We start from the raw sequence: 26,098 nt of genomic DNA on the forward strand, positions 1-26,098 counted from the left end.
CTCTCCTACATCGGGGATATGCAAGACGCCCCGCTTCTGTTTGACCGCCCTGCCCTGCACCTGCGCCGCTCACGCGCCGCGCGTGACGCCACCCTTTTCATGCAAGAGGCCGTGGCCGACGAAGTTCAGGAAAGACTCATTGAGGTTAACAGAACGTTTACAGCGCCCGCCGTTGTGACAGGCTGGCCGCAGGTCTGGACCGCGCGTCTGCCCGATGCACGTATCGTGGCCGATGACGAAACTCTCGCATTTGAGGTCGGCGCGCATGATTTGATCATTCATCACCTTGCTTTGCACTGGGCGAACGATCCGGTTGGGCAGTTGGTGCAGTCACGCCGCGCGCTGCGTCCTGACGGCCTGTTGATTGCAACGCTATTTGGCGGTCAAACGTTGCACGAGCTGCGCAGCGCATTTGCCGAGGCGGAATCGCGTATTCAGGGCGGATTGTCGCCGCGCGTCGCACCGATGGCTGAAATCCGCGATCTGGGCGGGTTGTTGCAACGGGCTGGCTTGGCGCTGCCAGTGGCCGACGGCGCACAATTCAACGTCAGCTATGCCAGCGCGTTGCACCTGATGCGCGACCTGCGCGGCATGGGCGAAACCAACGTGATGGGCGCGCGGCTACGGACAGCAACGCGCGCCGATGTGCTGCGCCTTGCTGCACAAATTTATCACGACAGCTTTGCCGACAGCGATGGCCGTATTCCCGCAACATTTGAGGTTGTCACCCTCACCGGCTGGGCGCCCGATCATAGCCAGCCAAAGCCCCTGCGCCCCGGCTCTGCGACCCACCGCCTTGCTGACTTTCTCGGCACGGGCGAGGGCAAGCTGGACCCGACGCAGGATTGACCTGCGCGCAGATCCGGTTACTTCACAACAAACCGCCATGAAAGATATGCCAATGACCGCCACCTGCCCTGCCCACGCGCCCGCCGATCACCCGAAAATCCCTGCCGAAAAAATCGGGGTGCTGGTGGCAAACCTCGGGACGCCAGATGCTACGGACTATTGGTCGATGCGGCGCTATCTGGGCGAATTCCTGTCGGACAAACGCGTAATCGACTATTCCGCATGGCTGTGGCAACCGCTGTTGCAGCTGGTGATCCTGACAAAACGGCCCTTTACCAGCGGTGCCGCCTATAAATCCATCTGGAACGAAGACGCCGATGAAAGCCCGCTGATGACAATCACCAAGGCGCAGACCGCGGCGCTGAAGTCGGAAATGGCGCAGCGCTACGGCGACGATGTGATGGTCGATTTCTGCATGCGCTATGGTAATCCATCCACCGAGTCCAAGGTCCGTGCGATGGTCGAGGCCGGCTGCACCAAGATCCTGTTTTTCCCGCTTTACCCGCACTACGCAGGCGCAACGTCAGCCACGGCAAATGACCAGTTCTTTCGCGCGCTCATGAAGGAAAAATGGCAACCGATCGCCCGTGTCGTGCCGCCATATTTCGACGATCCGGCCTATATTGATGCCTTGGCGCAATCGGTTGAAAAGGCCTACGCGAGCGCCGACAAGAAACCTGATATACTGGTATGTTCCTATCACGGTGTGCCGGAACGCTACCTGCGCGAGGGCGATCCCTATCATTGCCAATGCCAGAAAACGACACGTTTGCTCAAGGAACGGCTGGGCTGGGATGACACACAGATCAAAACAACGTTCCAGTCGAAATTCGGCCCCGAAGAATGGCTCAAACCCTACACCGTCGAGGAAGTGGCGCGCCTGGCCAAATCAGGCAAGAAAAATATCGCCATCTGCGCGCCTGCCTTCTCCGCCGACTGCATCGAAACGCTGGAAGAAATCAACGAAGAAATCAAAGAGAGCTTTGAACACGCGGGCGGTGAACATTTCACCTATATTCCCTGCCTGAATGACGATGCGGCCCATATCGCGGCCTTGTCGGGTGTCATTTCACAAAACCTGCGCGGTTGGCTGGACGACTAAGGTCGGGACAAAGGAAAAGGCCGCAAGCAAATGCTTGCGGCCTTTTCTTAGATCAAACTGATCTGCTTCGATTAGGAAGCAGCAGCTGCAATCAATGCGATCAGGATCAGCGGAACGATCAGACCGGAACCGGAAGAACCTTTGGTTTCTTCCATGATTACGACTGGTTCCATTTCCACAACCGGTGCCATACCGCCGGCGAAGGCGGTCGAAGCTGCTGCAGTGAATGCGGCGGCGAGAACGATTTTCTTCATTTCACAATCTCCAGTATTGGCCCGCTCCCTAAAAAAATTGAGGACGGCAGCAGGCACCCAAGTCTTACCTCGTATACAGTCTTAACCAGCAATCAAGCGAAATTGCAAAGGCTTGCGTTGGTTTCGCCACAAAAATGGCCAAAAATGTCGTCAAATAAGCAACACTTGGTTTGCGTGGCCCGTTACGCCGAAAACTTCAGCAATGGGTTCATCACCCTGCCAATGTATCAAAGCCCCTGCTACCTGCGTTGATCTCTGACAAACCAGATTGTCGTTCAGGCCACTTTTTTCTTGCCAGACCGTGCTTTACGGGCCTTGCGCAACTCACTTTGGCGTCAAAGCACCGATGTGGGTTTGAACTGCGCCTCCGTTGGGGCTATTGCAAGCAATGAACAGACACAAGGTAACCTGATGTTGCGTATTTCTATTATCCTAAGCGCCTTTGTTGCTTTGGTTTCTGCCTGTGCGCCCGTCCCGACCGTTCCACTTGCCCCCGATGGGCTGCCTTTGCCTCAAATTTACCAGATTAGCGCTGTGGATGCGGCAGATGTGCAATTCCGCATGCTGGATGGCGTGAATTCCCTGCGGCAAGCGGCGGGTGTGCCCGCCTTGAAGATGGATGCGCGCCTGAATGCGGCCGCCGCGACCCATTCGCGCGATATGTCGGTGCAAAACCGCCCCTGGCATTTTGGTTCTGACGGATCATCGCCCTTGGATCGCATAAGTCGCGCCGGCTACACCGGCAAACTTATCGGCGAAAACATCTCGGAGACCTATGAAACCGAGCTGGAAACCCTCGCCGCGTGGATGCAGCTTCCCAGCACGCGCGACGTCATTCTTGACGCGGCAGCCATCGATTTGGGCTTTGCGTGGTATCAGGATAGCAACGGCAAAATCTGGTATACGCTGGTCCTGGGGGGCTAGGACGCACCAAAGGCCGCGCATCTTATTACCGGGTGAACGCCGCCGCGACCTCGACATGCGCCGACCAGCGAAACTGATCCACGACATCAATCCAGTCAATCACGAACCCCGCATCAACCAAAACCTTGGCATCGCGGGCAAAAGTAACCGGATTGCAGGAAATCATCGCGATGCGCGGGATTGTTGACCGGGCCAGCGTGGCGGTCTGCGCCTGCGCACCGGCGCGGGGCGGGTCGATCACCGCCGCATCAAAATAGCGCAATTCATCTGGTTCAAGCGGGCGGCGAAACAGGTCGCGCGTTTCGGTTTTGACCCGCTTGAGCCCCTGCGCCCTGCGCCACCCCTGATCAAGCGCGTTCAACATGGGTGCGCTGCTTTCCACGGCTGTCACCATCGCTGTTTCGGCCAGGGGCAACGCAAATGTGCCGCAACCGGAAAACAAATCGACGATCCGGTCCGCGCCTTTGGTCGCATCAACAGCGGCGGCCAGAAGTTGCATTTCGCCTTCACGGGTGGCTTGCAGAAACGCACCGGCCGGAGGTATCACATCGGCGCGCCCGAACCGCTGCGAGGGTGCGTTGATCGTCACGACCGGTTCGTCCCCCCATGCCAGCCGGGCAAATCCGTGGCGTTGAGCAAACTCGGCCAAAGTGATCCGCAACGGACCATCCAGCGGCTTGTCAGATTCAACCCAGACATCCAGGCCCGCCTTGCTGTCGGTCACAGTCAGCGCGATCTCGGCCTTGCGCGACGCACTCAGCACCGTCAATTCCTCGAGCGCGGGAATGGCCTCACGCAGGCTGGGCAAGAGCAGCTGGCAATCTGGCACGGCAATCACCGTATCGGACGCGCGCGTATGAAATCCGACAATGGCACCATTCTTGGTGCGTTTGCCCGCGAACTTTGCGCGGCGGCGCGCGTGCGGCGGCGAAGTGTGAATACCACGAATATCAATGTCGATACCGTGGGCAGCCAATGCACGGGTTACGATGCCAGCCTTCCAATGTGCGACAAACGGGTCAGCTGCATGCTGCATCGCGCAACCACCGCAGGTTTTGAAATGCCGACAGGGTGGCGCAACGCGATCAGATGACGGCGTCAGAATTTGCACGCTGCCATCATCTCGCAGTCCTAATTCCTCGCCGGGCAGCGTGCGCGGAACGAACTGCCCATCCGCAGTGCGGCCAAGCCCCTGATGGGTTAGTGATTCAATCAACATATCTATTCCGCCGCGTCCCTGGTGCGGATAAAGCCGCCCGATTGTCTGTTCCAATACCGCGCATAAAGTCCGCCCAGCGCCAAAAGTTCGTCGTGCCTGCCTTCTTCGGCTATACGGCCGTTGTCCAGCACAATGATGCGATCCATCCGCGCAATCGTGGACAGGCGGTGGGCGATCGCCACAACGGTCTTGCCCTCCATCACAATTTCCAGCGCGGTCTGAATGCTCGCCTCGACCTCGCTGTCCAGAGCGCTGGTCGCCTCATCAAGCACAAGGATGGGCGCGTCTTTCAAAATTGCACGGGCCAGGGCGATGCGCTGGCGTTGCCCGCCTGACAATTTCACGCCGCGCTCCCCCAGATAGGCGTCATAGCCAGTGCGGCCTTTGTGATCCTTGAGATCAAGAATAAAGTCATGCGCTTCGGCCCGTTTCGCGGCGTCCACGACCGCGTCAAAGCTGGCATCAGGGCGGCCATACAAGATATTGTCGCGCGCCGAGCGATTGAACATCGCGGTTTCCTGCGTGACCATCCCGATCTGCTGGCGCAGGCTGTTCTGCGTAACTGCGCGTAGGTCTTGACCATCGATCGTGACGGCACCCTCCTCCGCATCGTAAAGCCGCAACAGCAGCGCCACGAGGGTCGACTTGCCCGCACCCGATGCGCCGACGATCCCCAGCTTTTCACCCGCGCCGATCCGCAAGTGAACATCCCTGATACCGCCTGTCGCTTCGCCGTAAGCAAAGGAAACGTGATCGAACAATACCTCGGCACGAGGCACCTTGAGGATGGTCGCGTCGCTTTCATCCACAAGATCGTGCGGCGGCGTGAGGGTGCGCATTCCGTCTTCGACCTCACCGATGTTGGAATAGATCGCCATGAGGGTAAAACTGACCCACCCCGTCATCTGGCTGATCCGGATCGCGACAGCGCCCGCAGCGGCAATATCCCCAGCCGTCGAAATACCGACGCGCCACAACATCACCGCACCGATGATCAGGATCACCGGCAAAACCCCCGCCACCGTCATCAGCGCAAAACGGAACCCCGTGGATAATTGCCCGAACGACAGCGCCCTGCCCCGCAACTGTGCCATCGCATCCAGCGCCGAGCGATCTTCGTGATCAATATGGCCGAACAGTTTTACAGTTTTGATGTTCGTGACAGTATCAACGACCTGTCCAGTCACCATCGCCCGCGCCGATGCGCGCGCTGCGGACCGGACGCGAATACGTGGCATGAACCAGCGGATCATCGCAAAATAGAGACCCAGCCAAAGCACCAGCGCAACCGCGATCCGCCAGTCCATCGCCAACAACAAGATGACCGACCCGACAAGCGAGGCAAGCGCGAAAAATACCACATTGATGATTTCCGCGGTCACTTCGGTGACGGCCCGCGCGGTTTGCATTTGCTTTTGTGCAATGCGCCCTGCGAAATCATTGTCAAAGAACGAAACAGAGTGCCCAAGGCTCCAGCGATGCAGGCGGCTTTGAACAAGCGGATAAATGTTGGGCGGGACGACAATTCCGTTGAACGCGGCACTTACGCCGAACACAAGCGGGCGCAGGATGACAAAAAAGCCCGCGAACCCCAGCAACAGGGTCGCGTTGTCCGCAAAGTAGGTTTGCATGCCTGCCTCGGTCGCACTGTCAATCACAAGACCCAGCAGATAGGCGGTGACCACTTCAAGCGTCCCAGCCAGCGCCGACACAAAAGCGGCCACGCCCAGCGCAGGCCACGCCCCCGCCAGACACCAACGGAAAAAGGCGGCCAATTCGCGCGGCGGCGGCCCGTCTGCGGGGCGAAACCCGTCGATCATCCCGCCCAGCCAATGCAACACACGCGTCATTGCGCCGCCTCGATATCCGCGCCGATAAACCCGCCCGATTGCCTTTCCCAGAACCCGGCATAAAGCCCGCCATTGGCCCGCAGGCTGTCATGTGTCCCGTCTTCAACGATCTGGCCGTTATCCATCACGATGATCCGGTCCATGCGCGCAATTGTGGACAGACGGTGGGCAATCGCGATCACGGTCTTGCCTTCCATCATGCCATACAGTGTCGTCTGAATCGCCGCCTCGACTTCGCTGTCCAGCGCGCTCGTCGCCTCGTCCAGCAGCAAGATCGGCGCGTTTTTCAAGATCACACGGGCCAGTGCGATCCGCTGGCGCTGTCCACCAGACAGCTTGACGCCACGCTCCCCGACTTGCGCGCTGTACCCTTTGCGCCCCGCGCCGTCTTCAAGGCCAAGAATGAAATCATGTGCTTCGGCCTTTTTGGCGGCGGCAATCATCTCTGCCTCGCTCGCGCCGGGCGCGCCGTAAAGGATATTGTCGCGCACCGATCTGTGCAGCAACGCCGAATCTTGCTGCACCATGCCAATGGCACTGCGCAGGCTGTCTTGGGTCACATCTGCAATGTCGTGACCGTCAACCAGAATGCGACCGCCCTCGGCGTCATAAAACCGTAAAAGCAGCTTTACGAGGGTCGATTTCCCGGCGCCGGACCGCCCGATCAGACCAACCTTTTCACCAGCCGCGATTGTCAGGTGAATGTTCTGTAGACCGCCACTGTCCTTGCCATAGTGATGGCTTAATCCATCAATCACGATCTCGCCTTTGGACACGGCCAGTTCCTGCGCACCGGGGCGATCAATCAGGGTAATCGGCTGGGCAATGGTCTCCATTCCTTCCTGAATGATACCAAGATTCTGGAACAGGTTGGTCACCGCCCACATGATCCAGCCCGTCATCGCGTTCAAACGCAGCGTCAAGGCGGCGGCGGCGGCAATAATACCCACCGTTGCCGAACCAACCGACCACAGCCAAATCGCCCAGCCGACGACCGCGACAATCAGAAACCCATTCAGCACCACCAGCGCGAGATCCATGATCGAATAGAGACGCATTTCACGTTGCAAGGTGCGGCGCGTGTTTTCTATGGCATCGCGCGCGTATTCGACCTCACGATCATGATGCGCGAACATCTTGACCGAATGGATGTTGGTATAGCTGTCCACGACGCGGCCCGTGACTTCGGAGCGCGCATCGCTTGATGCTTTGGCGGCGGGGGCCACGCGGCGCACCGTCCAGCGCATCAACAGCATATATAGACCGAACCAGACCAGAAGCGGCAGCATCAACCGCAGGTCTGCATCGGCCAGCAACACCGCGGCACCAACCAGATAGGCCAGCGCAAAGGTGACCGCATCAAAGGTCTGAAACGCCACTTCGCCCGCAGCAGGGGGCGTTTGCATGATGCGGTTGGCAATCCGACCGGCAAAGTCATCCTCAAACCAGCCAACAGACTGCCGCAAGACATGCCGATGCGCACGCCAGCGCACAATCGTGCCAAAGTTCGGAATGATACTGTTGTTCAACAGACCCACATCAAGCATCTGAAACAACGGACGCAAGACCAGAATGAATAGCGCAACAACAAGCAGTTCAAACCCGTGCAGCGCCCACACAGCAGCTGGTTCGACCTGCCCCATCAGATCAACCAGACGCCCCATGTAGAAAATCAGCCAGACCTCGACCGCTGCTACGACCACCGACATAAGCCCGGCAGCCCAAAACACCCGTTTGAACGGACGCGCATAGCCCATCAGGAACGGCCAAAGGCGCGTCGGGGGCGTGTCGAGTTCCTTGTAGGGTTCATAGGGATCGACGAGTCGTTCGAAAAATCGAAACACGGGGGGCAGACCTTGTTCAGGGTTATCATCGGGATATAGCCCCAATCTACCCCAAGCAAAACCCGCAGCTATCTACCAAGCAATGTGTCGCGAGTCAGCGTGAAGCCCGAGGCGATCCAGCGCTCCTCGGCATCTTTTACCGCTTTGCCCAACGCGGCGCCTTGCAAGTCAGGCATGAAATCGCGGGCTGAGACGGGCAAGACCTGTTCCGCACCAAATCTGGCGTGAGCGACCAGATTTGGGTCCAGTTCCAGACCACCCATCGCGGCGCGCAGCGCCAGAACGTCAAGCGCCTGCCCGCCATGCCGATAGCCCAGCACCTCGGCAGGCAATCCATTCCCAAGCCCGTCACGCAACACCGCTAGATCGGCAGCTTCACGCTTTGACAGACGCAACCGCATTGCAACGTCTTCGCCGCCAATCAGGGCCAGACGACGGATAGGATCGGGTGCAAGACCTACCTGCCCTTCGATATGCACAAGAACGGCCAGCGATGCCGCGTTCGCCCCTGGCAACACACGCATCAGCACACCGGCGGTTTCCATCGCGGCAACAGCGGGCGCGGGATCAGGGGCACCAAGCAGTTTTCGAATCTCGCTTCCGACACGTTCGCGCGACAGTTGGCCAAGACCATCGCCATTGGCGGCACATGCAGCCAATCCGTCGGCATCCAGCCCGCCATTGGGGTCGCCATACCACGCGTGAAATCGGAAAAACCGCAGAATACGCAGATAATCCTCTTTGATCCGCGCCTCGGGATCATCGATGAATCGGACGTGGCGCGCTTTCAGATCAACCAGACCGCCCAACGGATCAGCAACGACACCGTCAGGATCAGCATAGAGTGCGTTCATCGTAAAATCGCGACGATGCGCGTCATCGGTGATGTTATCGGCAAAGGCCACCGTGGCGCGCCGCCCGTCCGTGTCGATATCCTTGCGGAAGGTCGTGACCTCAAAAGGGGTATTTCCCGCAACAATAGTGACTGTTCCATGCGCAATTCCAGTTGGAATGGCACGCAATCCGGCGGCACCTGCAAGGCGCATCACATCTTCGGGCAAGGCATCGGTGGACAGATCCAGATCCGCAACCGGCGCGCCCAAAAGCGCGTTGCGCACACAGCCGCCAACATACCACGCTTGATACCCCGCATCCGTCAGCACCCCGCAAACTGTGCGGGCAGCATCGCTGTTCAGCCAATCAGCAGTAATTCGGGTCATTGGGCCATCCGATCTGCCAGAGAGCGCAGCATCCGCGCGGTTGCCCCCCAAATGTAATAGGGACCAAAGGGAACAACAAAGAAATGCCTCCGTCGCCCCTGCCATATCCGCGATTCAATGCGGTAGTTCGCTGGGTCGGCTAGATGATCCAGCGGGACGCGGAACACCTCGCTGACTTCGCCTGCCTCGGCAATCGTATCGAAATCCTCAGTTATCCAACCCACGAAAGGTGTCACTTTGAAGCCCGTCACTGTCTCGTGTGGTGGCAATTCACCCAAGATATCGGCGATTCCGTGCGGCAGACCGATTTCCTCGGCAGATTCGCGCAGCGCCGCGTCAACCAGCGTTGCATCGCCTGCGTCCTGTTTGCCGCCGGGAAAAGCGATTTGGCCGGGATGGTGACGTAACTGCGAAGATCGCATCGTCAGCAGCACCTCGGCGCGGCCCGATGTCAACGTAATGGGGATCAGGACAGCAGCGGGTCGCAAAACCCGGCCCACAGGCAATTTGATATCAGGGTTGAGATCGAAATCAGATGTAGCGGCCCCGCTCGACGACAGGGCCGCACCAATGGTTTGGATCAGATCAGGACGCGTCACTTGCATTGCGCTTGGCCTCGAACCCAAGGGTGTCGGGTTCAAATTCGTAATGTGCACCGCAAAACTGGCAATCGGCGGTGACGATCCCTTCGTCGGTCGTCATATGGCCGATATCCTTGGCGGAATAGATCGACAGGCTTTGGCGCACTTTTTCATCAGAGCACGAACAGCCAAACTGTACCGGCTGCGGGTCGAACACGCGCGGACCTTCCTCATGGAACAGACGCACCAGAAGCTCTGTGGGTTGAACGGTTGGGCCGATCAGCTCGAGTGCGTCGACCGTATCCAAAAGCAAATTGGCGCGTGACCAGTTTTCGCCCTCGTCCGAGTCAAGAATATCCGCCGCATCAAGCAACCCCTGATCGCCTGACGCGCCGTCGCTTGCGACAAATGGCGATGCCTTGGGCATATGCTGCAACATCACGCCACCCGCGCGCCAGCTTTCGTTCTGGCCCGCCATTCGCGAACGTCCAAACGTGAGGGAGAACCGTGTCGGGAGTTGTTCGGATTGGGCAAAATAGGTCTCTGCACAGGCCGAAAGTGACCCGCCAGCAATCGGCGTGATCCCCTGATAGGGGGTCATGTCTGGCCCTTGGTCGATCAGCACGGCAAAGTAACCCTTGCCGATCTGGCTGAATGGGTCGGCACTGTGATCCAACCGTTCTGCATCATAGCTTGCGTAGGCGCGGATCTGCGCTGGTTCGCCGTCTGCCTTTGGCGCATAGTAATCGGTCGCGATAATGCGCGCAGCACCTTCGCCGCGAACCTGCAGCGACAGCTTCCAGCGTAGCTTGATCGACTGACCGATCAGCGCCGTCAAAAGCGACATTTCGGCCACCAGCGCCTCGATCGACGGGGGATAGTCGTGCTGGCTCAGGACCTGATCCAGAACACCGTCAAGGCGGGCAACGCGCCCGCGGATGTCCGAAGCATCAAGCTGAAAAGGCAGGACAGTATCGTCCCAGGCGATTTGAGAGCCGAGGGTCATGGGGTTTCCTTAGAGGTCGGAGATTGGCATACCGCGTCCATATAGGTGCGGCAAGCAAAGGTCCAAGGGGTTATGATCAGGCGATACGGGGAACCCGTGGTATCAAGGCAACGCTATATTCATCGCGCGGGTGCTTATGCGGTGCTGCCGCGTGACGGCAAGCTGCTGGTGACACTGCAAACCCATCCGCGCGTCGAAGTGCAGCTGCCCGGCGGTGGAGTTGACCCAGGCGAAAGCACCTTGCGCGCCCTGCACCGCGAAGTATTCGAGGAAACCGGCTGGCATATCGCCACGCCACGCCGCTTGGGGGCGTTTCGCCGTTTTGTCTATATGCCCGAATATGACATGTGGGCGGAAAAGCTGTGCCATATCTACACAGCGCGCCCCATACGCCCGCATGGCCCCCGCGAGAGGATGGGCACACAGCATTATGGCTCACTCCCGATGCGGCATTCGAAACACTCGGAAACCCGGGCGATGCGGATTTTGTCGCAAGCCTCTTTGGCGTCCTGCGGCCTCGCTTGCCCTGACGCAGATAACCCGATATTGCCGCGCGCAACACGCATGATGGAGACTGACCCATGTCCGCACCCAAAAAAGTTGTCCTCGCCTATTCCGGTGGTCTTGATACCTCGATCATCCTCAAATGGCTGCAGACGGAATATGGCTGCGAGGTGGTGACCTTTACCGCCGACCTGGGACAGGGCGAAGAACTTGAGCCTGCCCGCAAGAAGGCGGAAATGATGGGTGCTGCGTCGATCCACATCGAAGACCTGCGCGAAGAATTCGTGCGCGACTTCGTTTTTCCGATGTTTCGCGCCAATGCGATCTACGAAGGCCTGTATCTGCTTGGCACCTCTATCGCGCGCCCGCTGATTTCCAAGCGCCTGGTCGAAATTGCGGAAGCTGAAGGCGCGGATGCCGTCGCCCACGGCGCAACTGGCAAAGGCAACGATCAGGTGCGGTTCGAGCTCGCCTGTTATGCGCTGAACCCCGACATCAAAGTGATCGCGCCGTGGCGCGAATGGGATCTGTCCAGCCGCACCAAGCTGATTGATTTTGCGGAGAAAAACCAAATTCCGATTGCCAAGGACAAACGCGGCGAAGCGCCGTTCAGCGTTGATGCGAACCTGCTGCACACATCGTCCGAGGGCAAGGTTCTGGAAGACCCCGCCGAGGTCGCGCCTGATTACGTCTATCAGCGCACCGTCGCGCCCGAAGATGCGCCAGATACCCCGGAATTCATCGAGGTCGGGTTTGAAAAGGGCGATGCGGTGTCAATCGATGGTGAAACATTGTCGCCTGCGACGATCCTCACCAAACTGAACGAGCTGGGCGGCAAACACGGCATTGGACGGCTTGATTTTGTCGAGAACCGCTTTGTCGGAATGAAGTCGCGCGGTATTTACGAAACGCCCGGCGGCACCGTCCTGCTTGAGGCGCATCGCGGGATCGAACAGATCACGCTGGACAGCGGCGCTGGCCACCTCAAGGACAGCCTGATGCCGCGCTACGCCGAGCTGATTTACAACGGTTTCTGGTTTTCGCCCGAACGTCTGATGTTGCAGGCCGCGATCGATAAATCGCAGGAACACGTGACCGGAACCGTGCGGTTGAAGCTGTATAAGGGGGCCGCCACCTGCGTCGCCCGCTGGTCGGATCATTCGCTTTATTCCGAAGCACATGTGACATTTGAAGATGACGCCGGGGCCTACGATCAAAAGGACGCGGCCGGGTTTATCCAGTTGAACGCCTTGCGCCTGAAACTGCTTGCTGCGCGGGATCGTCGGCTAAAGCGCTAAATCTTGCGCGCCGCGAGCTTTTCATAGAACGGAAGTGCCGCGCGGACCAGGTCGGCGTCACGTCCTGAAAGGTCCGGCAATGGCCCTTCCGCACCTGCGAACCCCGTGCTGCGATGCACGGCGCCGTACCAGTGGCGCGCCCAGATGCCGTCGGATTTGTGCCCCCCGGCGGGCCAGGACAGCATTGCGGGATCAAAGGGTAAATCAATGATCGCGCAGAGTTTTTCCAGCATCCCGGCGGGATCGTCACGGATGTCGTGGCTGTCAATGACAACGCCGCCAACCTGATCGAACACCTCGACCTGCTGACGGAAGCCGATGTCGTCCAGCGTTACCTCATCACGTTTTGCGCCATAGCTGGCAACCACGCGGGCGGGATGGCGGATCAGGTGGATATTAATGCAGCCCTGCGCCCAATCCATCGGGAAACCGTCCAGCATATGCAGACCCATATGCTTCATGTAGAAGTTCGGTTTGTCATCAGGGATCGAACCGGCACAGATGGCAGAAACCATCGCCGGGTCGGCCTCATGGGCAGCCATAATCTCGTCCCGCATGGGGTGGTCGGCACCCGTGTGCAGCAGGTAGGCGGCATAAAACGGTTCGTCCCAGACCGCAAAATCGGGGCGGTTGCCAAAGGCATACATCATCGCCGTCGAGAGGTTGCGCGGCCCCGACCACATGGCAATTTTCATGATATGGAATCCGTATGGAAAGCGTATGGAAATGATATGGGTGTCATCGGGTGATCTGATCGGCGATCAGCCCTTTGTAAAGATCGCGCAACCGCTGTGTGACGGGCCCCATGTCACCGCTACCGATCTGGCGACCGTCAATTTCGCTGACAGGCGTTTGCGCCCCGAATGTGCCGGTCAAAAACGCCTCGTCCGCGCCATAGGTATCAACGAGGGAAAAGTTACGTTCGAACACCGCAATTTCGTTGGCGCGACACAGGTCGATGACCTTTTGGCGGGTGATCCCGTTCATGCAATAATCGCCGGTGCTGGTCCAAACGGCCCCCTTGCGAACGATGAAAAAGTTACAGGCGTTGGTCGTATTCACGAAACCGTTGATATCAAGCATCAGCGCCTCGTCGGCCCCTGCCTTTTCGGCGGCGATGCAGGCAAGGATGCAGTTGAGCTTTGAATGGCTGTTCAATTTCGGATCTTGCGTCATCGGCAATCCGCGCAGATGCGGCACAGTGGCAAGACGGATCGGGCGGGGCAGTTTCGGCCGCGAATGTTCCATGATGATCACGAATGTCGGACCGGACCGCGACAAGGACGGATGCTGGAACGGCAGCACCTTGACCCCGCGCGTGATCATCAAGCGCGCATGCACATCCGTTGTCATGTCATTGGCTTTTTGTGTCTCCAACAAGGCTGAAATCACGCCTTTTCGGTTCATCCCGATATCAAGGTCAATCGCCTTTGCGGCCGCGAACAGCCGGTCGATGTGTTCATCCAGAAAGGCCCATGTTCCATCGTAAAGCCGCAGACCTTCCCAAACACCATCGCCCAGCATAAAGCCGCTGTCATAAACGCTGACCGTTGCCTCGGCGCGCGGCTTGAGCTGCCCGTCGACATAAATGAGGATAGACTGGTTGCGCAGGTCATCTTCGGCCTGATGGGTGGTGACGCTGTCTTGCATGGGGTGACTCCGGTCATTTTTCGCAGGCTAAGACGGGGCGGCAAATGTTCCAATGGGTAAAACGCCCGTGAACTCACGCTGCGGTGAGTTGTCGATGCATGGCCCGTCCCGCAGGGTAATCAAAAGAGGAGATCGTCATGACCCGCCGTTCACGAAATATCAAAACTGTCATCCTGTCGATTGCAATTGTGCTGGGGTTTGCCCTTCATTCATCGCCAGCCGAGGCGCGCGATATTCAAAAGACCGTGCTGGCCGGCGGCTGTTTCTGGTGCGTTGAAGCGGATTTCGAGAAAGTTGGTGGGGTGATTTCAGTGGTATCCGGGTTTGCGGGCGGCACCACAGTGAACCCGACCTACCGCCAGGTCACGCGCGGCGAAACAGGTCATTACGAAGTCGTGGAAATCACCTATGATGCGGATCGCGTGTCTTACGAACAGTTGCTGCATGCCTTCTTGCGATCCATCGATCCGACGGATGCGGGCGGGCAGTTCTGTGATCGAGGTGACAGCTATCGCACGGCGATTTTCGTCTCTAATCAAGCGGAACAGCAGGCCGCACAGGCTGCGATTGCACGGGCGCAGCGCGATCTTGGTCAGCGGATTGTGACGCCTATTCTGGCCGCCGCAACATTTTATCCCGCTGAAGCCTACCATCAGGATTATTACCGCGGGACCGACAGGATCGTGACGCGCGCGGGCATCAAGACCCGCGCCGATGCCTACACATTCTATCGTAATGGCTGTGGGCGCGATGCTCGCGTTCGCCAGCTTTGGGGCAGTGCCGCGCCCTTTGCCAACTAGGCCTGAAACGCCTGAACTTCGGACAGGTCGGGAATAACATCCGCTGTGCCACGGCGCGTGACCATAAGCGCACCGGCCTTGGCGGCGAGCGCGAGGGCTTGCTCCATCGGAAGTCCGCGATCAAGACCGGCAAGGACATAGCCGGTGAACGTGTCGCCAGCGCCTGTTGTATCGACCGGTTTTACCGATATGGCGGGGACATCAACTTCACCCTTTGCACCGAACCATTTGGCGCCATCCGCCCCAAGCGTGATGATCACATCTGCAACGCCCAGATCTTGCGGGGCTTTGCCCGTTGCAGCGCGCAGCTGTTCGGCTTCAACCTTGTTCAGAATCAGAAAGTCGAGATATTCGAGGACACGCTGCACCGCCTGGGCCGAAAACGGCGCCGCCGCATAGGCAACCCTGAGGCCCATCTTGCGGCCAATTTGCGCGGCGACTTTTTGCAGGTTGGTTTCATTTTGAAACACCAGCCAGTCGCCAGTTTCAGCCTCGCTCAGCGCGCCCTCCAAAGTTGCGAGCGGGATTTCGTGGTTTGCGCCCGGATGAAGAATGATCGCGTTCTCACCATGCGCATCGACCATGATGATTGCCTGCGCGGTGTCGTGATCAACTTCGATAATATGCCGCGTATCAACACCATATTCCAGCAACCGTTCAACCGTCCAGCCCCCGTCAGCGCCCACCGCGCCAATATGATTCACGCGGGCGGCAGCGCGCGCAGCAGCCACAGACATATTCGCGCCTTTCCCGCCTAGAAACACCTCGCGCCCTGTTGAAGCGAGCGTTTCTCCGGGTGCAGGAATATGCGGGACTGCGTAAACGATATCGACGTTGATCGACCCAAGGTTCCAGATGGCCATGCTAACCGACCTTGCAGGCTGCGATCACGGCCATGTTCAGGATGTCATTCACCGTCGATCCCGTTGAACAAATCTGAATCGGTTTGTTGATGCCGCTCAGGATCGGGCCGATCACGGTTGCCCCGCCCATTTCCTGCATCAGCTTGACCGAGATCGAGGAAGAGTGCCGCGCAGGCACGACCAATACGTTGGCGGGGCCGGTCAGACGCGAGAACGGATAGGCTTCTTGCGCACGCGGGTTCAGGGCGACATCGACGGCCATCTCGCCTTCGTATTCGAAATCGACACCGCGCTGGTCGAGCACGACGGGTGCCTGGTGCATTTTCTCGGCCCGCTCGGACACGGGATAGCCGAAGGTGGAAAAGCTGACAAAAGCCACACGCGGTTCAAGCCCAAGATCGCGGGCGACGGCGGCACCGCGTTCGGCGATATCTGCCAGATCGTGTTCATCGGGCCATTCATGCACCAGCGTATCGCCCAAAAGCACGATCCTGCCCTTGTGCAGGATTGCGGAAATGCCGGCAGCGCCGTCTTTGGGTTGGGCGTCGAACACGTGGTTGATCAATTCCAGGACATGCGCCGATTTTCGGGTGGCTCCCGTCACCATGCCATCGGCGTGGCCGTGCGCCAGCATCAGCGCCGCAAACACATGCCGGTCGCGCGACGCAAGCCGGTGGATATCCTGACGGTCTTGGCCTTTGCGCTGCAAGCGTTCGTAAAGGAAGGTTTTATAGGTATCGAGGTGGTCGGTATTGGCAGCGTTCACCACGCGCAATTCGCGCACCGCATCGCCCAGCCCTTCGGCTTCGAGTTTGGCTTTCACGTCCGATTCGCGCCCCACCACAAGGGCGCGGCCAAGACCCGAACGCTGATACAACACGGCAGCGCGCAACACACGTGGATCATCGCCTTCGGCAAAGACCACAGTCGATTGCGCTGCCTTGGCGCGGGCGTGAATGCCGCGCAGGATCGAGGCGGTTGGGTCCATGCGGGATTTCAGCGAGGCCTCGTAGCCGTCCATATCGACGATCGGCCGCCGTGCCACGCCCGTTTCCATCCCCGCACGCGCCACCGCCGTGGGGATACGGTGGATCAACCTCGGATCGAACGGCGTCGGAATGATATAGTCCCGCCCGAACGTCAGCTTGCGCCCATAGGCTATCGCCACCTCGTCGGGGACATCCTCGCGCGCGAGGTCGGCCAGCGCCTGAGCGCAGGCGATCTTCATCTCATCGTTGATGCCGCGGGCATGAATATCAAGCGCGCCGCGAAACAGATAGGGAAAGCCAAGAACGTTGTTGACCTGGTTGGGATAGTCGCTGCGCCCTGTGGCGACGATGGCATCAACGCGCACGGCATGGGCATCTTCGGGCGTGATTTCAGGATCGGGGTTGGCCATCGCAAAGATAACCGGATTGTCAGCCATGCTGAGCACCATTTCCGGTGTCACGGCGCCCTTGACGGAGACACCAAGAAACACGTCTGCGCCGATCATCGCATCCTCAAGCGTGCGCGCATCGGTCTTGGCGGCATGGGCAGATTTCCACTGGTTCATCCCTTCGGTGCGGCCCTGATAGATCGCGCCCTTGGTGTCGCACAAAATGCAGTTGTCGTGCCGGGCACCCATTGATTTGATCAGCTCGATACACGCAATCCCGGCTGCACCCGCGCCGTTTACAACGATGCGCACATCTTCGATTTTCTTGCCCGACAGGTGCAGCGCATTCAGCAATCCGGCGGCACAGATCACGGCTGTTCCGTGCTGATCATCGTGAAAAACGGGAATGTCCATTTCCTCTTTGAGGCGTTGTTCGATGATGAAACATTCAGGCGCCTTGATGTCCTCGAGGTTGATGCCGCCAAAGGTTGGCCCCATCAAACGCACGGCGTTGCAAAACGCATCCGGGTCTTCGGTGTCCAGTTCGATGTCGATCGAGTTCACATCGGCGAAACGTTTGAACAGCACCGCTTTGCCTTCCATGACAGGCTTGCTGCCCAGCGCGCCAATATTGCCAAGGCCCAGAACGGCGGTGCCGTTGGAAATCACGGCGACCAGATTGCCCTTGTTTGTGTAGTCATAGGCGAGTTCGGGATTGCTGGCGATTTCCTCGCAGGGGACGGCGACACCGGGGGAATAGGCCAGCGACAGATCGCGCTGCGTTGTCATCGGGACCGTTGCCTGAATCTCGAATTTGCCGGGTGTCGGCTCAAGGTGAAACGCCAAAGCGTCCTCGCGCGTGACTCGTGATTTTGACATTTCTCTCTCCCTCGACGTCACGCTGTTCTAACGGGTCGGGGCAGGGGGCCGCAACGGCTTCGTTTTCGACTTTTGTCGCTAACACGGGGCCTGTAGGGTCGCGGTGATACCTTGGGGGGCTGAATGAACACCGCGCAGCATACCGTAACGCCAATGATGGCCCAGTTTCTTGAAATCAAGGCGGGGCATCCTGATGCGCTGCTGTTTTATCGCATGGGCGATTTCTACGAGATGTTCTTTGACGATGCGGTTGCCGCATCCGAAGCGTTGGATATCGCGCTGACCAAACGCGGCAAGCATCAGGGCGAGGATATTCCGATGTGCGGCGTGCCGGTGCATAGCGCCGAAGGGTATCTGCTGACACTGATCCGCAAAGGGTTTCGCGTTGGCGTCTGCGAGCAGATGGAAGACCCCGCCGAAGCAAAAAAGCGTGGATCGAAATCCGTGGTGCGGCGCGAAGTGGTGCGGTTGGTAACACCCGGCACCCTAACCGAAGATTCCCTGCTTGATGCCCGCAAGCACAACTTTCTTGCCGCGTTTGCACAAGTGCGGGACGACGCGGCGCTGGCTTGGGCCGATATTTCCACCGGCGAGGTCCGCGTGATGCCCTGCGCCCCTGTTCGCCTTGGGCCTGAGCTGGCACGGTTAGCCCCGCGCGAAGTCTTGATGACCGAGGCGGAAGGCGCAAGTTACGGTGAAACAGTGTCTGATTCAGGTGCTGCGCTGACGTGTTTAGGCAATGCGGCATTTGACAGCACAGGCGGCGAAAAGCGGCTGCTGGCGCTATATGGTGTCGCCTCGCTTGATGCCTTCGGATCGTTCGCGCGGGCCGAGATTTCGGCGCTGGCGGGCCTGATCGAATACCTTGATATCACGCAAAAGGGGAATCTGCCGTTGCTGCGCCCGCCAGTGCAGGAAGGGCAGACCAAAACCATGCAGATCGACGCCCCGACGCGGCGCTCGCTTGAGTTGACCCATGCCTTGGCAGGCGGGCGATCGGGATCGCTGTTGTCGGTGATTGATCGCACGGTGACGGCAGGCGGCGCACGGGTGCTAGAGCGGCGGCTGTCTTCGCCGTCCAGCGATCTGGCCGTGATCGGCGCGCGCCATGATGCAATCGCGGCGATGCTGGATGACACGCGTTTGATGGGTGACATTCGCGAGGTGCTGCGCGGCGTCCATGACGTGGATCGCGCGTTTTCACGTCTGGCATTGGGGCGGGGTGGGCCACGCGACCTTGCGGCGATCCGCAATTCGCTGGCCGAAGGCGAGGCCCTATTCAGCATGGTATCCGGTGTCGATTTGCCTGATGTTCTGGCAGAGGCGCGGGCTGATCTGACCGGTCACGATGCGCTGCACACGCTTTTGGATGCGGCTTTGGTGGCGGAACCGCCACTCTTGGCGCGTGAAGGCGGCTTCATTGCCGCCGGCTTTGACGCTGATCTGGATGAGGCCCGCAAACTGCGCGACGAAGGGCGATCGGTGATCGCATCGCTTCAGGCGCAATACGTGGCAACGACCGGCATTAATGCCTTGAAAATCAAGCACAACAATGTGCTGGGCTATTTCATTGAAACCACCGCGACCCATGCCGAGAAAATGCTGGCCCCGCCACAGAACGAAACATTTATCCATCGCCAAACCACAGCCAATCAAGTGCGGTTCACCACGCTTGAGCTAAGCGAGCTGGAAACCAAGATCCTAAACGCGGGCGGACGGGCGCTTGAGATCGAAAAAAGCCTCTATTCCACCTTAACTGAGGCTGTAATGGCGCAAGCGGGGCCGGTGTCGGGCCTTGCCCGGGCCTTGTCGGAATTCGATTTTACCACGGCTTTGGCGGATCTGGCGCGCGCGCAGGACTGGTGTCGCCCAGCGATGGAGGACAGTCGCGCCTTTGCCGTGACAGGCGGCCGCCACCCGGTCGTCGAACGCGCGCTGCAGAAGGAGGGCACGCCGTTTGTCGCCAATGACTGCGGCCTGACCGATGCGCCCATCTGGCTGCTGACCGGCCCCAACATGGCCGGTAAGTCAACTTTTCTGCGGCAGAATGCGCTAATTGCTGTGCTAGCGCAGGCCGGCAGCTACGTTCCCGCGCGCACTGCCACCATTGGCGTGGTCAGCCAGTTGTTCAGCCGGGTCGGCGCGTCAGACGATCTGGCGCGGGGCCGATCAACCTTCATGGTGGAAATGGTCGAGACCGCCGCGATCCTGAACCAGGCGGACAATCGGGCGCTGGTGATCCTGGACGAAATCGGGCGCGGCACGGCCACTTATGACGGGTTGTCGATTGCCTGGGCCACGCTTGAACACCTCCATGATGTGAACGGCTGTCGCGCATTATTCGCCACGCATTATCACGAAATGGCAGCCCTTTCGGCCAAGCTGGACGGCGTTGAGAACGCAACTGTCACGGTCAAGGAGTGGGAGGGCGATGTGGTGTTCCTGCACGAGGTAAAGCGCGGCACGGCGGACCGCAGCTATGGTGTTCAGGTCGCGCGCCTTGCCGGATTGCCGCCAGCCGTTGTCGCGCGCGCGAAAGTCGTTCTTGAAGCGCTTGAAAAAGGCGAGCGTGAGGGCGGCAGCACGCAAAAAGCCCTGATTGATGATCTGCCGCTCTTCTCAGCGACGCCGGCTGCGCCGCCCCGACAAAGGACCGAGGAAAGCGCGATTGAGGCGGCATTAGAGACGATTCATCCCGATCAGATGACCCCGCTTGAAGCGCTTGAAACGCTTTATCGCCTCAAGGATATGGGCAAGTAGCAGGAACTAGCTGGCGGGTGTCGAGGAAACGCCAACCTGCGCGGGCCGTAGCAAGCGATCGTGCAACATGAAACCGCTTGCCGACACCTGAATGATGTCGCCCGCTTTGGTGCCGGGCAGGGGTGCCTCGAACATGGCTTCGTGCAACTGCGGATCAAAGCGTTCACCAATTTCGGGGCGGATCACCTCGACGCCGTGTTTTTTGAAGACGTTGCGCAATTCGCGCATGGTCAGTTCGACCCCTTCCAGCAGGGCCTTGTCGCCGTCCTTACCGTCTTCAGTCGCCATCATCAAAGCGCGTTCCAAGCTGTCGTAAACAGGCAACATATCCCGGGCGAGCTTGGATCCGCCATAATTTTCAGCCTCTCGCCGGTCGCGTTCGGCGCGTTTGCGGGTGTTTTCAGCATCGGCCAGCGCACGCATGAAACGGTCGCGCATCTCATCACGCTCGCGCTTGAGCTCTGCAACCGCATCGACCGACTCGATGGAGTCGATCTCGTCTTCGATTTCGGGCTCCTGGGCCAGCATGGGATCGTTTTCCGCGACCATTTCGCGGGCGATTTCTTCGTCTGTCTTACGCTCTGCCATCGTCTTCTTTTCCTTAGCCGCGGTCAGCGATCATTTTCCCGACCAACTGCGCGGTATAATCCACAATCGGCACGATCCGCCCATAATTCAGACGGGTCGGCCCAATGACGCCAACGGCGCCGATGATCTTACGATCCGCGTTCATATATGGAGAGACCACCAGAGAGGAACCCGAAAGTGAAAAAAGTTTGTTCTCGGAGCCAATAAAGATGCGCACACCGTCGCCTTCTTCGGTCAGATCAAGGAAATCGGCGATATCGCGCTTACGCTCGAGGTCATCAAACAAGGAGCGGATACGCTCAAGATCGGCCTCGTCTGCCTGTTCGCCAATCAGATTGCCGCGTCCACGCACGATCAGCCGCTCGGTTGATTCGCCCTGGTCGGTCCAGACGGCCAGCCCCTCTTCGACCATCGTGCGGGCGAGTGTATCGATTTCGCGCCGGCGGTTGGTGATTTCGCGCCGCATCAGCGTACTGAGTTCCGATAGCGTGCGCCCTTCGGCCAGCGCATTCAGGAAATTCGCAGCCTCGCGCATCGAGGCGGGTGTTTGCCCGGGCGAGGGCGTGAAGACGCGATTTTCCACGTGACCATCGGCAAAGACAAGAACCGCCAAAGCGCGATCAGACGCAAGCGAGACAAACTCGATATGTTTGATCGCCGCTTCGTGTTTTGGCGTAAGCACGAGGCTCGCGCCGCGCGTGACACCGGATAGAGCCGACCCAACGCGATCAAGCAGCGCGCTGACATCTGTATCGTTCGCCCCGCGACTTTCATCAATCTTGGCGCGGTCGTCTTGATCAAGATCGCCAACTTCGAGCAAGCCATCAACAAACATGCGCAGACCGGTTTGCGTGGGAATACGCCCGGCGCTGACATGCGGCGACCCGAGCAGGCCAAGATGTTCGAGGTCCTGCATCACATTGCGGATCGTTGCGGCGCTGACGCTTTCGGTCATAGTGCGGGTCAGGGTGCGCGACCCAACGGGGGCACCGGTTTCCAGATACCCTTCGACGACCCGGCGAAACACCTCGCGCGAGCGGTCGTTCATATCCTGAAAGATGGGTCCGGTTTCTGGCATGGCCTTTGACTTTATGAGCGCCGGTCAACGTAGAACAGCTGATCGCATGGGGTCAATCGGTCTTGGCTTTGTGGCGCGCGGCGCGTATCCCCGTGGCGAAATCAACAAAAGGGATTTTCCAATGCGCCCCTCTGGACGTCAGACAGATGAAATGCGGACCGTTTCCATTGAAACCGACGTAACACGCCATGCCGAGGGATCCTGTTTGATCAGGTGCGGTGACACACATGTACTTTGCACCGCGACGATTGATGAACGGGTGCCGCCGTTTCTGAAAAATTCCGGCCTTGGTTGGGTCACTGCGGAATACGGGATGCTGCCACGGGCCACCCATACGCGTATGCGGCGCGAGGCCAAGAACGGACAGTCGGGACGCACACAGGAAATCCAACGGCTGATCGGACGGTCCTTGCGGGCCGGCGTTGACCGTGTCGCGCTGGGCGAGCGGCAGATTGTTGTGGATTGCGATGTGATTCAGGCCGACGGGGGAACGCGCTGCGCCTCAATTACCGGCGGTTGGGTTGCGCTGAAACTGGCGGTGAACAAGTTGATGAAAGCGGGTGATGTAATAAGCGATCCGTTGATTGATCCCGTTGCGGCGATCAGTTGCGGGATTTTTGCGGGGCAGGCGGTGCTTGATCTGGATTACCCGGAAGACAGCGAAGCCGGCGTTGATGGAAATTTCGTAATGACCGGATCGCAATTGATCGAAGTGCAGATGTCGGCCGAGGGCGCAACCTATTCCCGCGCGCAGATGGAATCGCTGCTTGATCTGGCGGAGAAGGGCGTGGGCGAATTGGTTGCCATGCAAAAGGCCGCCACCGCATGACACGGCGGTTTGAGGGTGCAGAGCTGGTCATTGCGACCCACAATGTGGGGAAACGCGATGAAATTGCCGCGCTGCTGGCGCCCTATCAAGTGACACTGACATCAAATGCCGATCACGGACTGCCAGAACCGGAAGAAACCGAAGCGACCTTTGTCGGAAACGCACGGATCAAGGCGCATGCGGCGGCCAAGGCCACGGGTTTGCCCGCGCTGGCCGACGATAGCGGGATCGAAATCGACGCACTGAACGGTGCGCCAGGTGTTTACACGGCAGACTGGGCCGAAACACCCCAGGGGCGCGATTTTGAACATGCGATGCGTGTGACCTGGGACAAGCTGGAGGCCGCAAACGCGCCCCAGCCCCGCACCGCGCGGTTCTGTTGCACCTTGGTATTGGCTTGGCCCGATGGTCATGATGAGGTTTTCGCTGGCGTGATGCCGGGCCGGATCGTTTGGCCGATGCGCGGCGATCAAGGGCACGGGTATGATCCGATCTTTCAACCCGATGGATTTGACACGACCTTTGGCGAAATGGATCGCTGGAAAAAGAACGAGATCAGCCATCGCGCCGATGCGTTCAAAAAGCTGATCGCTGGCTGCTTTGCCTGAGGCGTTTGGCCTATATATTCATTGGCCGTTTTGTCAGGCCAAGTGCCCCTACTGCGATTTCAACTCGCATGTTGCGCGCCATATTGATCAGAAACGTTGGCTTGCTGCTTACGTCGCTGAAATTGCCCGCGTTGGCGCACTCACGAAGGGTCGCACGCTCACCAGCGTGTTCTTTGGTGGTGGCACACCCAGCCTGATGGACCCTGAAACGGTTGACGGAATCATGGCGGCCGTGCGGGCAATGTGGCCGCTTTCCAATTCGATCGAAGTTACCTTGGAAGCCAACCCGACCTCGATTGAAGCCGGGCGGTTTCATGGCTATCGGCAGGCAGGCGTCAACCGCATCTCGATGGGTATTCAGGCGATGAATGATGCGGACCTGCGGGCGTTGGGGCGGCTGCATACGGTGGACGAAGGCCTGGCCGCATTTGAAACGGCGCGCGGCATTTTTGATCGGGTCAGTTTTGATCTGATCTATGCGCGACAAGGGCAGGGTGTCGCCGACTGGCAGGCGGAACTTGAACGCGCGCTTGCCCTGGGGCTGGACCATCTGTCGCTCTACCAACTGACGATCGAAGACGGCACAGCCTTTGGAGACCGGTATGCTATTGGCAAATTGCGCGGGCTGCCTGACGAAGATCTTGCTGCGGACCTTTACGAGGTCACGCAGGAGGTTTGCGAAAAGGCTGGTCTACGGGCCTATGAAGTCTCTAACCATGCCAAAGATGGCTATGAAAGCGCGCACAACCTAACCTATTGGCGCTATCAGGACTATGCCGGGGTTGGGCCGGGGGCACATGGGCGCTTGACAATTGATAGCGTCAAATACGCGACCGAAACGTCACTTGCGCCGGGTCGCTGGCTTGAAGACGTTGAAACAACAGGGTCGGGCGAAAGCCTGCGCTCGCCTTTGTCGACCAAGGATCAATGGGCCGAACGGCTACTGATGGGGTTGCGGCTGTCCGAAGGAGTTGACCTTGATGGTGTCTTGTTGCCCCCACATGACGTTTTTCAAAATAAAATCAATGGTTTACGCGATTCGGGGTTTGTGACATTCGATGGGCGCACCCTCAGGGTGACACCGCTTGGCCGCCCCGTTCTGAATGGTGTGCTGCGCTGCCTTTTGGACGATTAGCCGCCCGACAATGCGCGCAGCAGGTCGTCAAGCTGTTCAAGGTTCCGATAGTTCAACGTCAGCTTGCCGCTTTCACCATCGTTACTTGGGTCAATCTGAACACCCATCCCCAATGCGGCCGACAGCTCCCGCTCGATTTGGACAGTATCGGCGTCCTTGGTGCGGGGTTTTGTGGCTGGTTTCGGTTTTGCAATGCCCTTGCGGACCAGCTTTTCCGTATCGCGCACAGAGAGACCCTCGCGCACAATTTTCTGGGCAAGCTCCAGCGGATTATCCTGGCCGACAAGGGCACGGGCGTGGCCAGCACTCAGGCGACCGTCCGCGACAAGCGATTGAACCGGCTCGGGCAGGGTCAAAAGGCGCATAAGGTTGGCGATATGGCTACGGCTTTTGCCAAGCGCGATACCGAGCTTGTCTTGGGTATGGCCAAAGCGATCCATAAGCTGACGATAACCCGCAGCCTCGTCGATGGCGTTCAGATCAGAGCGTTGAATGTTCTCGATGATCGCGACTTCCAGCACTTCGGTATCGGTAAATTCGCGAACAAGAACAGGGATTTCATGCAACTGGGCACGTTGCGCGGCACGCCAGCGACGTTCACCCGCGACAATTTCATATGTCGTGCCGTCGCCTGGCTTCCGACGCACGATCAGCGGCTGAATAATTCCCTTTTCACGCACTGATGCGGTCAGGTCATTCAGGCTTTCTTCATCAAAGCTCCGCCTTGGCTGATCCGGGTTGGGTTCGACCGATTCGATGGGCACTAGAAGATCGGGACGCCGCGGGCGGTCGGCTTGGCTCGCTTCATCGGCTTGGGCAACGTCGGACATCAGCGCGGAAAGGCCGCGACCCAGACCTCGGTTATTCTTCTTTGCCATT

23 protein-coding genes and 1 pseudogene are annotated in these 26,098 nt (G+C 58.9%); 10 read left to right on the forward strand and 14 right to left on the reverse strand.

What is annotated here, in order from left to right; all coding sequences use genetic code 11:
• The first annotated feature begins 18 nt into the window (after window positions 1-18).
• Both FTO60_RS15935 and hemH read left to right on the forward strand, forming a co-directional pair.
• Window positions 19-849: a methyltransferase domain-containing protein gene (locus FTO60_RS15935; protein ID WP_148056878.1), complete on the forward strand. Its 831-nt coding sequence runs from the start codon at window positions 19-21 to the stop codon at window positions 847-849.
• Between the two features lie 37 nt (window positions 850-886).
• Window positions 887-1,951: a ferrochelatase gene (hemH, locus tag FTO60_RS15940; protein ID WP_148056879.1), complete on the forward strand. Its 1,065-nt coding sequence runs from the start codon at window positions 887-889 to the stop codon at window positions 1,949-1,951.
• 71 nt (window positions 1,952-2,022) lie between these two features.
• Here the strand turns inward: hemH and FTO60_RS15945 are convergent, their stop codons facing one another.
• Window positions 2,023-2,205, reverse strand: a complete 183-nt coding sequence (locus FTO60_RS15945; RefSeq protein WP_148056880.1) for a hypothetical protein — start codon at window positions 2,203-2,205, stop codon at window positions 2,023-2,025.
• A 411-nt stretch (window positions 2,206-2,616) separates the two neighbouring features.
• On the opposite strand from FTO60_RS15945, the gene FTO60_RS15950 reads away from it, so the two are divergent.
• A complete protein-coding gene (locus tag FTO60_RS15950; RefSeq protein ID WP_148056881.1) occupies window positions 2,617-3,129 on the forward strand; it encodes a CAP domain-containing protein in 513 nt (170 codons plus the stop codon).
• Window positions 3,130-3,154: 25 nt separating this feature from the next.
• On the opposite strand, the gene FTO60_RS15955 is transcribed toward FTO60_RS15950, so the two are convergent.
• The 6 genes from FTO60_RS15955 to FTO60_RS15980 all read right to left on the reverse strand — a co-directional run bounded on the left by FTO60_RS15955 (window position 3,155) and on the right by FTO60_RS15980 (window position 10,849).
• On the reverse strand, window positions 3,155-4,348 hold the full coding sequence (locus tag FTO60_RS15955) for a class I SAM-dependent RNA methyltransferase (protein ID WP_148056882.1): 1,194 nt from the start codon (window positions 4,346-4,348) through the stop codon (window positions 3,155-3,157).
• 2 nt (window positions 4,349-4,350) lie between these two features.
• Complete coding sequence (locus FTO60_RS15960) at window positions 4,351-6,198, reverse strand: ABC transporter ATP-binding protein (protein WP_148056883.1); 1,848 nt, start codon at window positions 6,196-6,198, stop codon at window positions 4,351-4,353.
• Entirely contained in the window at window positions 6,195-8,042 is a 1,848-nt protein-coding gene (locus tag FTO60_RS15965) for an ABC transporter ATP-binding protein (protein ID WP_148056884.1), read from the reverse strand. The genes FTO60_RS15960 and FTO60_RS15965 overlap by 4 nt, the downstream gene beginning before the upstream one ends.
• Window positions 8,043-8,110: 68 nt before the next feature.
• Entirely contained in the window at window positions 8,111-9,262 is a 1,152-nt protein-coding gene (locus FTO60_RS15970) for a CCA tRNA nucleotidyltransferase (RefSeq protein WP_148056885.1), read from the reverse strand.
• Window positions 9,259-9,867: a CoA pyrophosphatase gene (locus FTO60_RS15975; RefSeq protein WP_148056886.1), complete on the reverse strand. Its 609-nt coding sequence runs from the start codon at window positions 9,865-9,867 to the stop codon at window positions 9,259-9,261. Before FTO60_RS15975 ends, FTO60_RS15970 begins: the two co-directional genes overlap by 4 nt.
• Window positions 9,848-10,849 (reverse strand): Hsp33 family molecular chaperone HslO, encoded by a 1,002-nt coding sequence (locus FTO60_RS15980; protein WP_148056887.1) that lies wholly within the window; start codon window positions 10,847-10,849, stop codon window positions 9,848-9,850. The genes FTO60_RS15975 and FTO60_RS15980 overlap by 20 nt, the downstream gene beginning before the upstream one ends.
• Before the next feature lie 72 nt (window positions 10,850-10,921).
• On the opposite strand from FTO60_RS15980, the pseudogene FTO60_RS15985 reads away from it, so the two are divergent.
• A pseudogene (locus tag FTO60_RS15985) lies at window positions 10,922-11,379 on the forward strand (NUDIX domain-containing protein).
• Between the two features lie 51 nt (window positions 11,380-11,430).
• A complete protein-coding gene (locus FTO60_RS15990; protein WP_148056888.1) occupies window positions 11,431-12,651 on the forward strand; it encodes an argininosuccinate synthase in 1,221 nt (406 codons plus the stop codon).
• Here the strand turns inward: FTO60_RS15990 and FTO60_RS15995 are convergent.
• Entirely contained in the window at window positions 12,648-13,346 is a 699-nt protein-coding gene (locus tag FTO60_RS15995; protein WP_148056889.1) for an HAD family hydrolase, read from the reverse strand. The two genes, FTO60_RS15990 and FTO60_RS15995, sit on opposite strands and share 4 nt — an antisense overlap.
• Before the next feature lie 43 nt (window positions 13,347-13,389).
• A complete protein-coding gene (locus FTO60_RS16000; protein WP_148056890.1) occupies window positions 13,390-14,301 on the reverse strand; it encodes a D-amino acid aminotransferase in 912 nt (303 codons plus the stop codon).
• Between the two features lie 137 nt (window positions 14,302-14,438).
• On the opposite strand from FTO60_RS16000, the gene msrA reads away from it, so the two are divergent.
• A complete protein-coding gene (msrA, locus tag FTO60_RS16005; protein ID WP_148056891.1) occupies window positions 14,439-15,101 on the forward strand; it encodes a peptide-methionine (S)-S-oxide reductase MsrA in 663 nt (220 codons plus the stop codon).
• On the opposite strand, the gene FTO60_RS16010 is transcribed toward msrA, so the two are convergent.
• Together FTO60_RS16010 and FTO60_RS16015 are read right to left on the reverse strand one after the other, a co-directional pair.
• Window positions 15,098-15,964: a ribokinase gene (locus tag FTO60_RS16010; protein ID WP_148056892.1), complete on the reverse strand. Its 867-nt coding sequence runs from the start codon at window positions 15,962-15,964 to the stop codon at window positions 15,098-15,100. The genes msrA and FTO60_RS16010 overlap by 4 nt on opposite strands.
• Before the next feature lies 1 nt (window position 15,965).
• Window positions 15,966-18,221, reverse strand: a complete 2,256-nt coding sequence (locus FTO60_RS16015; RefSeq protein WP_148056893.1) for an NADP-dependent malic enzyme — start codon at window positions 18,219-18,221, stop codon at window positions 15,966-15,968.
• Between the two features lie 123 nt (window positions 18,222-18,344).
• On the opposite strand from FTO60_RS16015, the gene mutS reads away from it, so the two are divergent.
• Entirely contained in the window at window positions 18,345-20,981 is a 2,637-nt protein-coding gene (mutS, locus tag FTO60_RS16020) for a DNA mismatch repair protein MutS (protein WP_148056894.1), read from the forward strand.
• A 6-nt stretch (window positions 20,982-20,987) separates the two neighbouring features.
• On the opposite strand, the gene FTO60_RS16025 is transcribed toward mutS, so the two are convergent.
• Both FTO60_RS16025 and hrcA read right to left on the reverse strand, forming a co-directional pair.
• Window positions 20,988-21,569, reverse strand: a complete 582-nt coding sequence (locus FTO60_RS16025) for a nucleotide exchange factor GrpE (RefSeq protein ID WP_148056895.1) — start codon at window positions 21,567-21,569, stop codon at window positions 20,988-20,990.
• A gap of 13 nt (window positions 21,570-21,582) precedes the next feature.
• On the reverse strand, window positions 21,583-22,647 hold the full coding sequence (gene hrcA / locus FTO60_RS16030; RefSeq protein ID WP_148056896.1) for a heat-inducible transcriptional repressor HrcA: 1,065 nt from the start codon (window positions 22,645-22,647) through the stop codon (window positions 21,583-21,585).
• 121 nt (window positions 22,648-22,768) lie between these two features.
• Between hrcA and rph the strand changes: the two genes are divergently transcribed.
• From rph to hemW, 3 genes are read left to right on the forward strand one after another with little or no spacing between them, the layout of a single operon-like run.
• The gene (gene rph, locus FTO60_RS16035; RefSeq protein ID WP_148056897.1) at window positions 22,769-23,476 is read left to right on the forward strand and encodes a ribonuclease PH; all 708 of its coding nucleotides are present in this window, start codon (window positions 22,769-22,771) and stop codon (window positions 23,474-23,476) included.
• Window positions 23,473-24,084, forward strand: coding sequence for an RdgB/HAM1 family non-canonical purine NTP pyrophosphatase (rdgB, locus tag FTO60_RS16040; RefSeq protein ID WP_148056898.1), 612 nt, complete (start codon window positions 23,473-23,475; stop codon window positions 24,082-24,084). Before rph ends, rdgB begins: the two co-directional genes overlap by 4 nt.
• Window positions 24,077-25,219 (forward strand): radical SAM family heme chaperone HemW, encoded by a 1,143-nt coding sequence (gene hemW, locus FTO60_RS16045; RefSeq protein WP_254696833.1) that lies wholly within the window; start codon window positions 24,077-24,079, stop codon window positions 25,217-25,219. The genes rdgB and hemW overlap by 8 nt, the downstream gene beginning before the upstream one ends.
• Here the strand turns inward: hemW and FTO60_RS16050 are convergent.
• Window positions 25,216-26,097, reverse strand: coding sequence for a ParB/RepB/Spo0J family partition protein (locus FTO60_RS16050; RefSeq protein ID WP_148056900.1), 882 nt, complete (start codon window positions 26,095-26,097; stop codon window positions 25,216-25,218). The two genes, hemW and FTO60_RS16050, sit on opposite strands and share 4 nt — an antisense overlap.
• Window position 26,098 lies beyond the last annotated feature (1 nt).

The organism is Octadecabacter sp. SW4 (assembly GCF_008065155.1).
Classification (GTDB): Bacteria; Pseudomonadota; Alphaproteobacteria; order Rhodobacterales; family Rhodobacteraceae; genus SW4.

Bases quoted from the DNA above. Each gene is read 5' to 3' on its own strand.
- msrA (WP_148056891.1), top strand. From the start codon at position 14,439: ATGACCCGCCGTTCACGAAATATCAAAACTGTCATCCTGTCGATTGCA.
- FTO60_RS15955 (WP_148056882.1), bottom strand. From the start codon at position 4,348: ATGTTGATTGAATCACTAACCCATCAGGGGCTTGGCCGCACTGCGGAT.
- FTO60_RS16025 (WP_148056895.1), bottom strand. From the start codon at position 21,569: ATGGCAGAGCGTAAGACAGACGAAGAAATCGCCCGCGAAATGGTCGCG.
- FTO60_RS15935 (WP_148056878.1), top strand. From the start codon at position 19: ATGCAAGACGCCCCGCTTCTGTTTGACCGCCCTGCCCTGCACCTGCGC.
- FTO60_RS15950 (WP_148056881.1), top strand. From the start codon at position 2,617: ATGTTGCGTATTTCTATTATCCTAAGCGCCTTTGTTGCTTTGGTTTCT.
- FTO60_RS16000 (WP_148056890.1), bottom strand. From the start codon at position 14,301: ATGCAAGACAGCGTCACCACCCATCAGGCCGAAGATGACCTGCGCAAC.
- FTO60_RS15990 (WP_148056888.1), top strand. From the start codon at position 11,431: ATGTCCGCACCCAAAAAAGTTGTCCTCGCCTATTCCGGTGGTCTTGAT.
- rdgB (WP_148056898.1), top strand. From the start codon at position 23,473: ATGACACGGCGGTTTGAGGGTGCAGAGCTGGTCATTGCGACCCACAAT.
- FTO60_RS15975 (WP_148056886.1), bottom strand. From the start codon at position 9,867: ATGCAAGTGACGCGTCCTGATCTGATCCAAACCATTGGTGCGGCCCTG.
- hemH (WP_148056879.1), top strand. From the start codon at position 887: ATGAAAGATATGCCAATGACCGCCACCTGCCCTGCCCACGCGCCCGCC.
- FTO60_RS16010 (WP_148056892.1), bottom strand. From the start codon at position 15,964: ATGGCCATCTGGAACCTTGGGTCGATCAACGTCGATATCGTTTACGCA.
- FTO60_RS15970 (WP_148056885.1), bottom strand. From the start codon at position 9,262: ATGACCCGAATTACTGCTGATTGGCTGAACAGCGATGCTGCCCGCACA.
- mutS (WP_148056894.1), top strand. From the start codon at position 18,345: ATGAACACCGCGCAGCATACCGTAACGCCAATGATGGCCCAGTTTCTT.
- rph (WP_148056897.1), top strand. From the start codon at position 22,769: ATGCGCCCCTCTGGACGTCAGACAGATGAAATGCGGACCGTTTCCATT.
- FTO60_RS16050 (WP_148056900.1), bottom strand. From the start codon at position 26,097: ATGGCAAAGAAGAATAACCGAGGTCTGGGTCGCGGCCTTTCCGCGCTG.
- FTO60_RS15995 (WP_148056889.1), bottom strand. From the start codon at position 13,346: ATGAAAATTGCCATGTGGTCGGGGCCGCGCAACCTCTCGACGGCGATG.
- FTO60_RS15960 (WP_148056883.1), bottom strand. From the start codon at position 6,198: ATGACGCGTGTGTTGCATTGGCTGGGCGGGATGATCGACGGGTTTCGC.
- hrcA (WP_148056896.1), bottom strand. From the start codon at position 22,647: ATGCCAGAAACCGGACCCATCTTTCAGGATATGAACGACCGCTCGCGC.
- FTO60_RS15980 (WP_148056887.1), bottom strand. From the start codon at position 10,849: ATGACCCTCGGCTCTCAAATCGCCTGGGACGATACTGTCCTGCCTTTT.
- FTO60_RS15945 (WP_148056880.1), bottom strand. From the start codon at position 2,205: ATGAAGAAAATCGTTCTCGCCGCCGCATTCACTGCAGCAGCTTCGACC.
- FTO60_RS16015 (WP_148056893.1), bottom strand. From the start codon at position 18,221: ATGTCAAAATCACGAGTCACGCGCGAGGACGCTTTGGCGTTTCACCTT.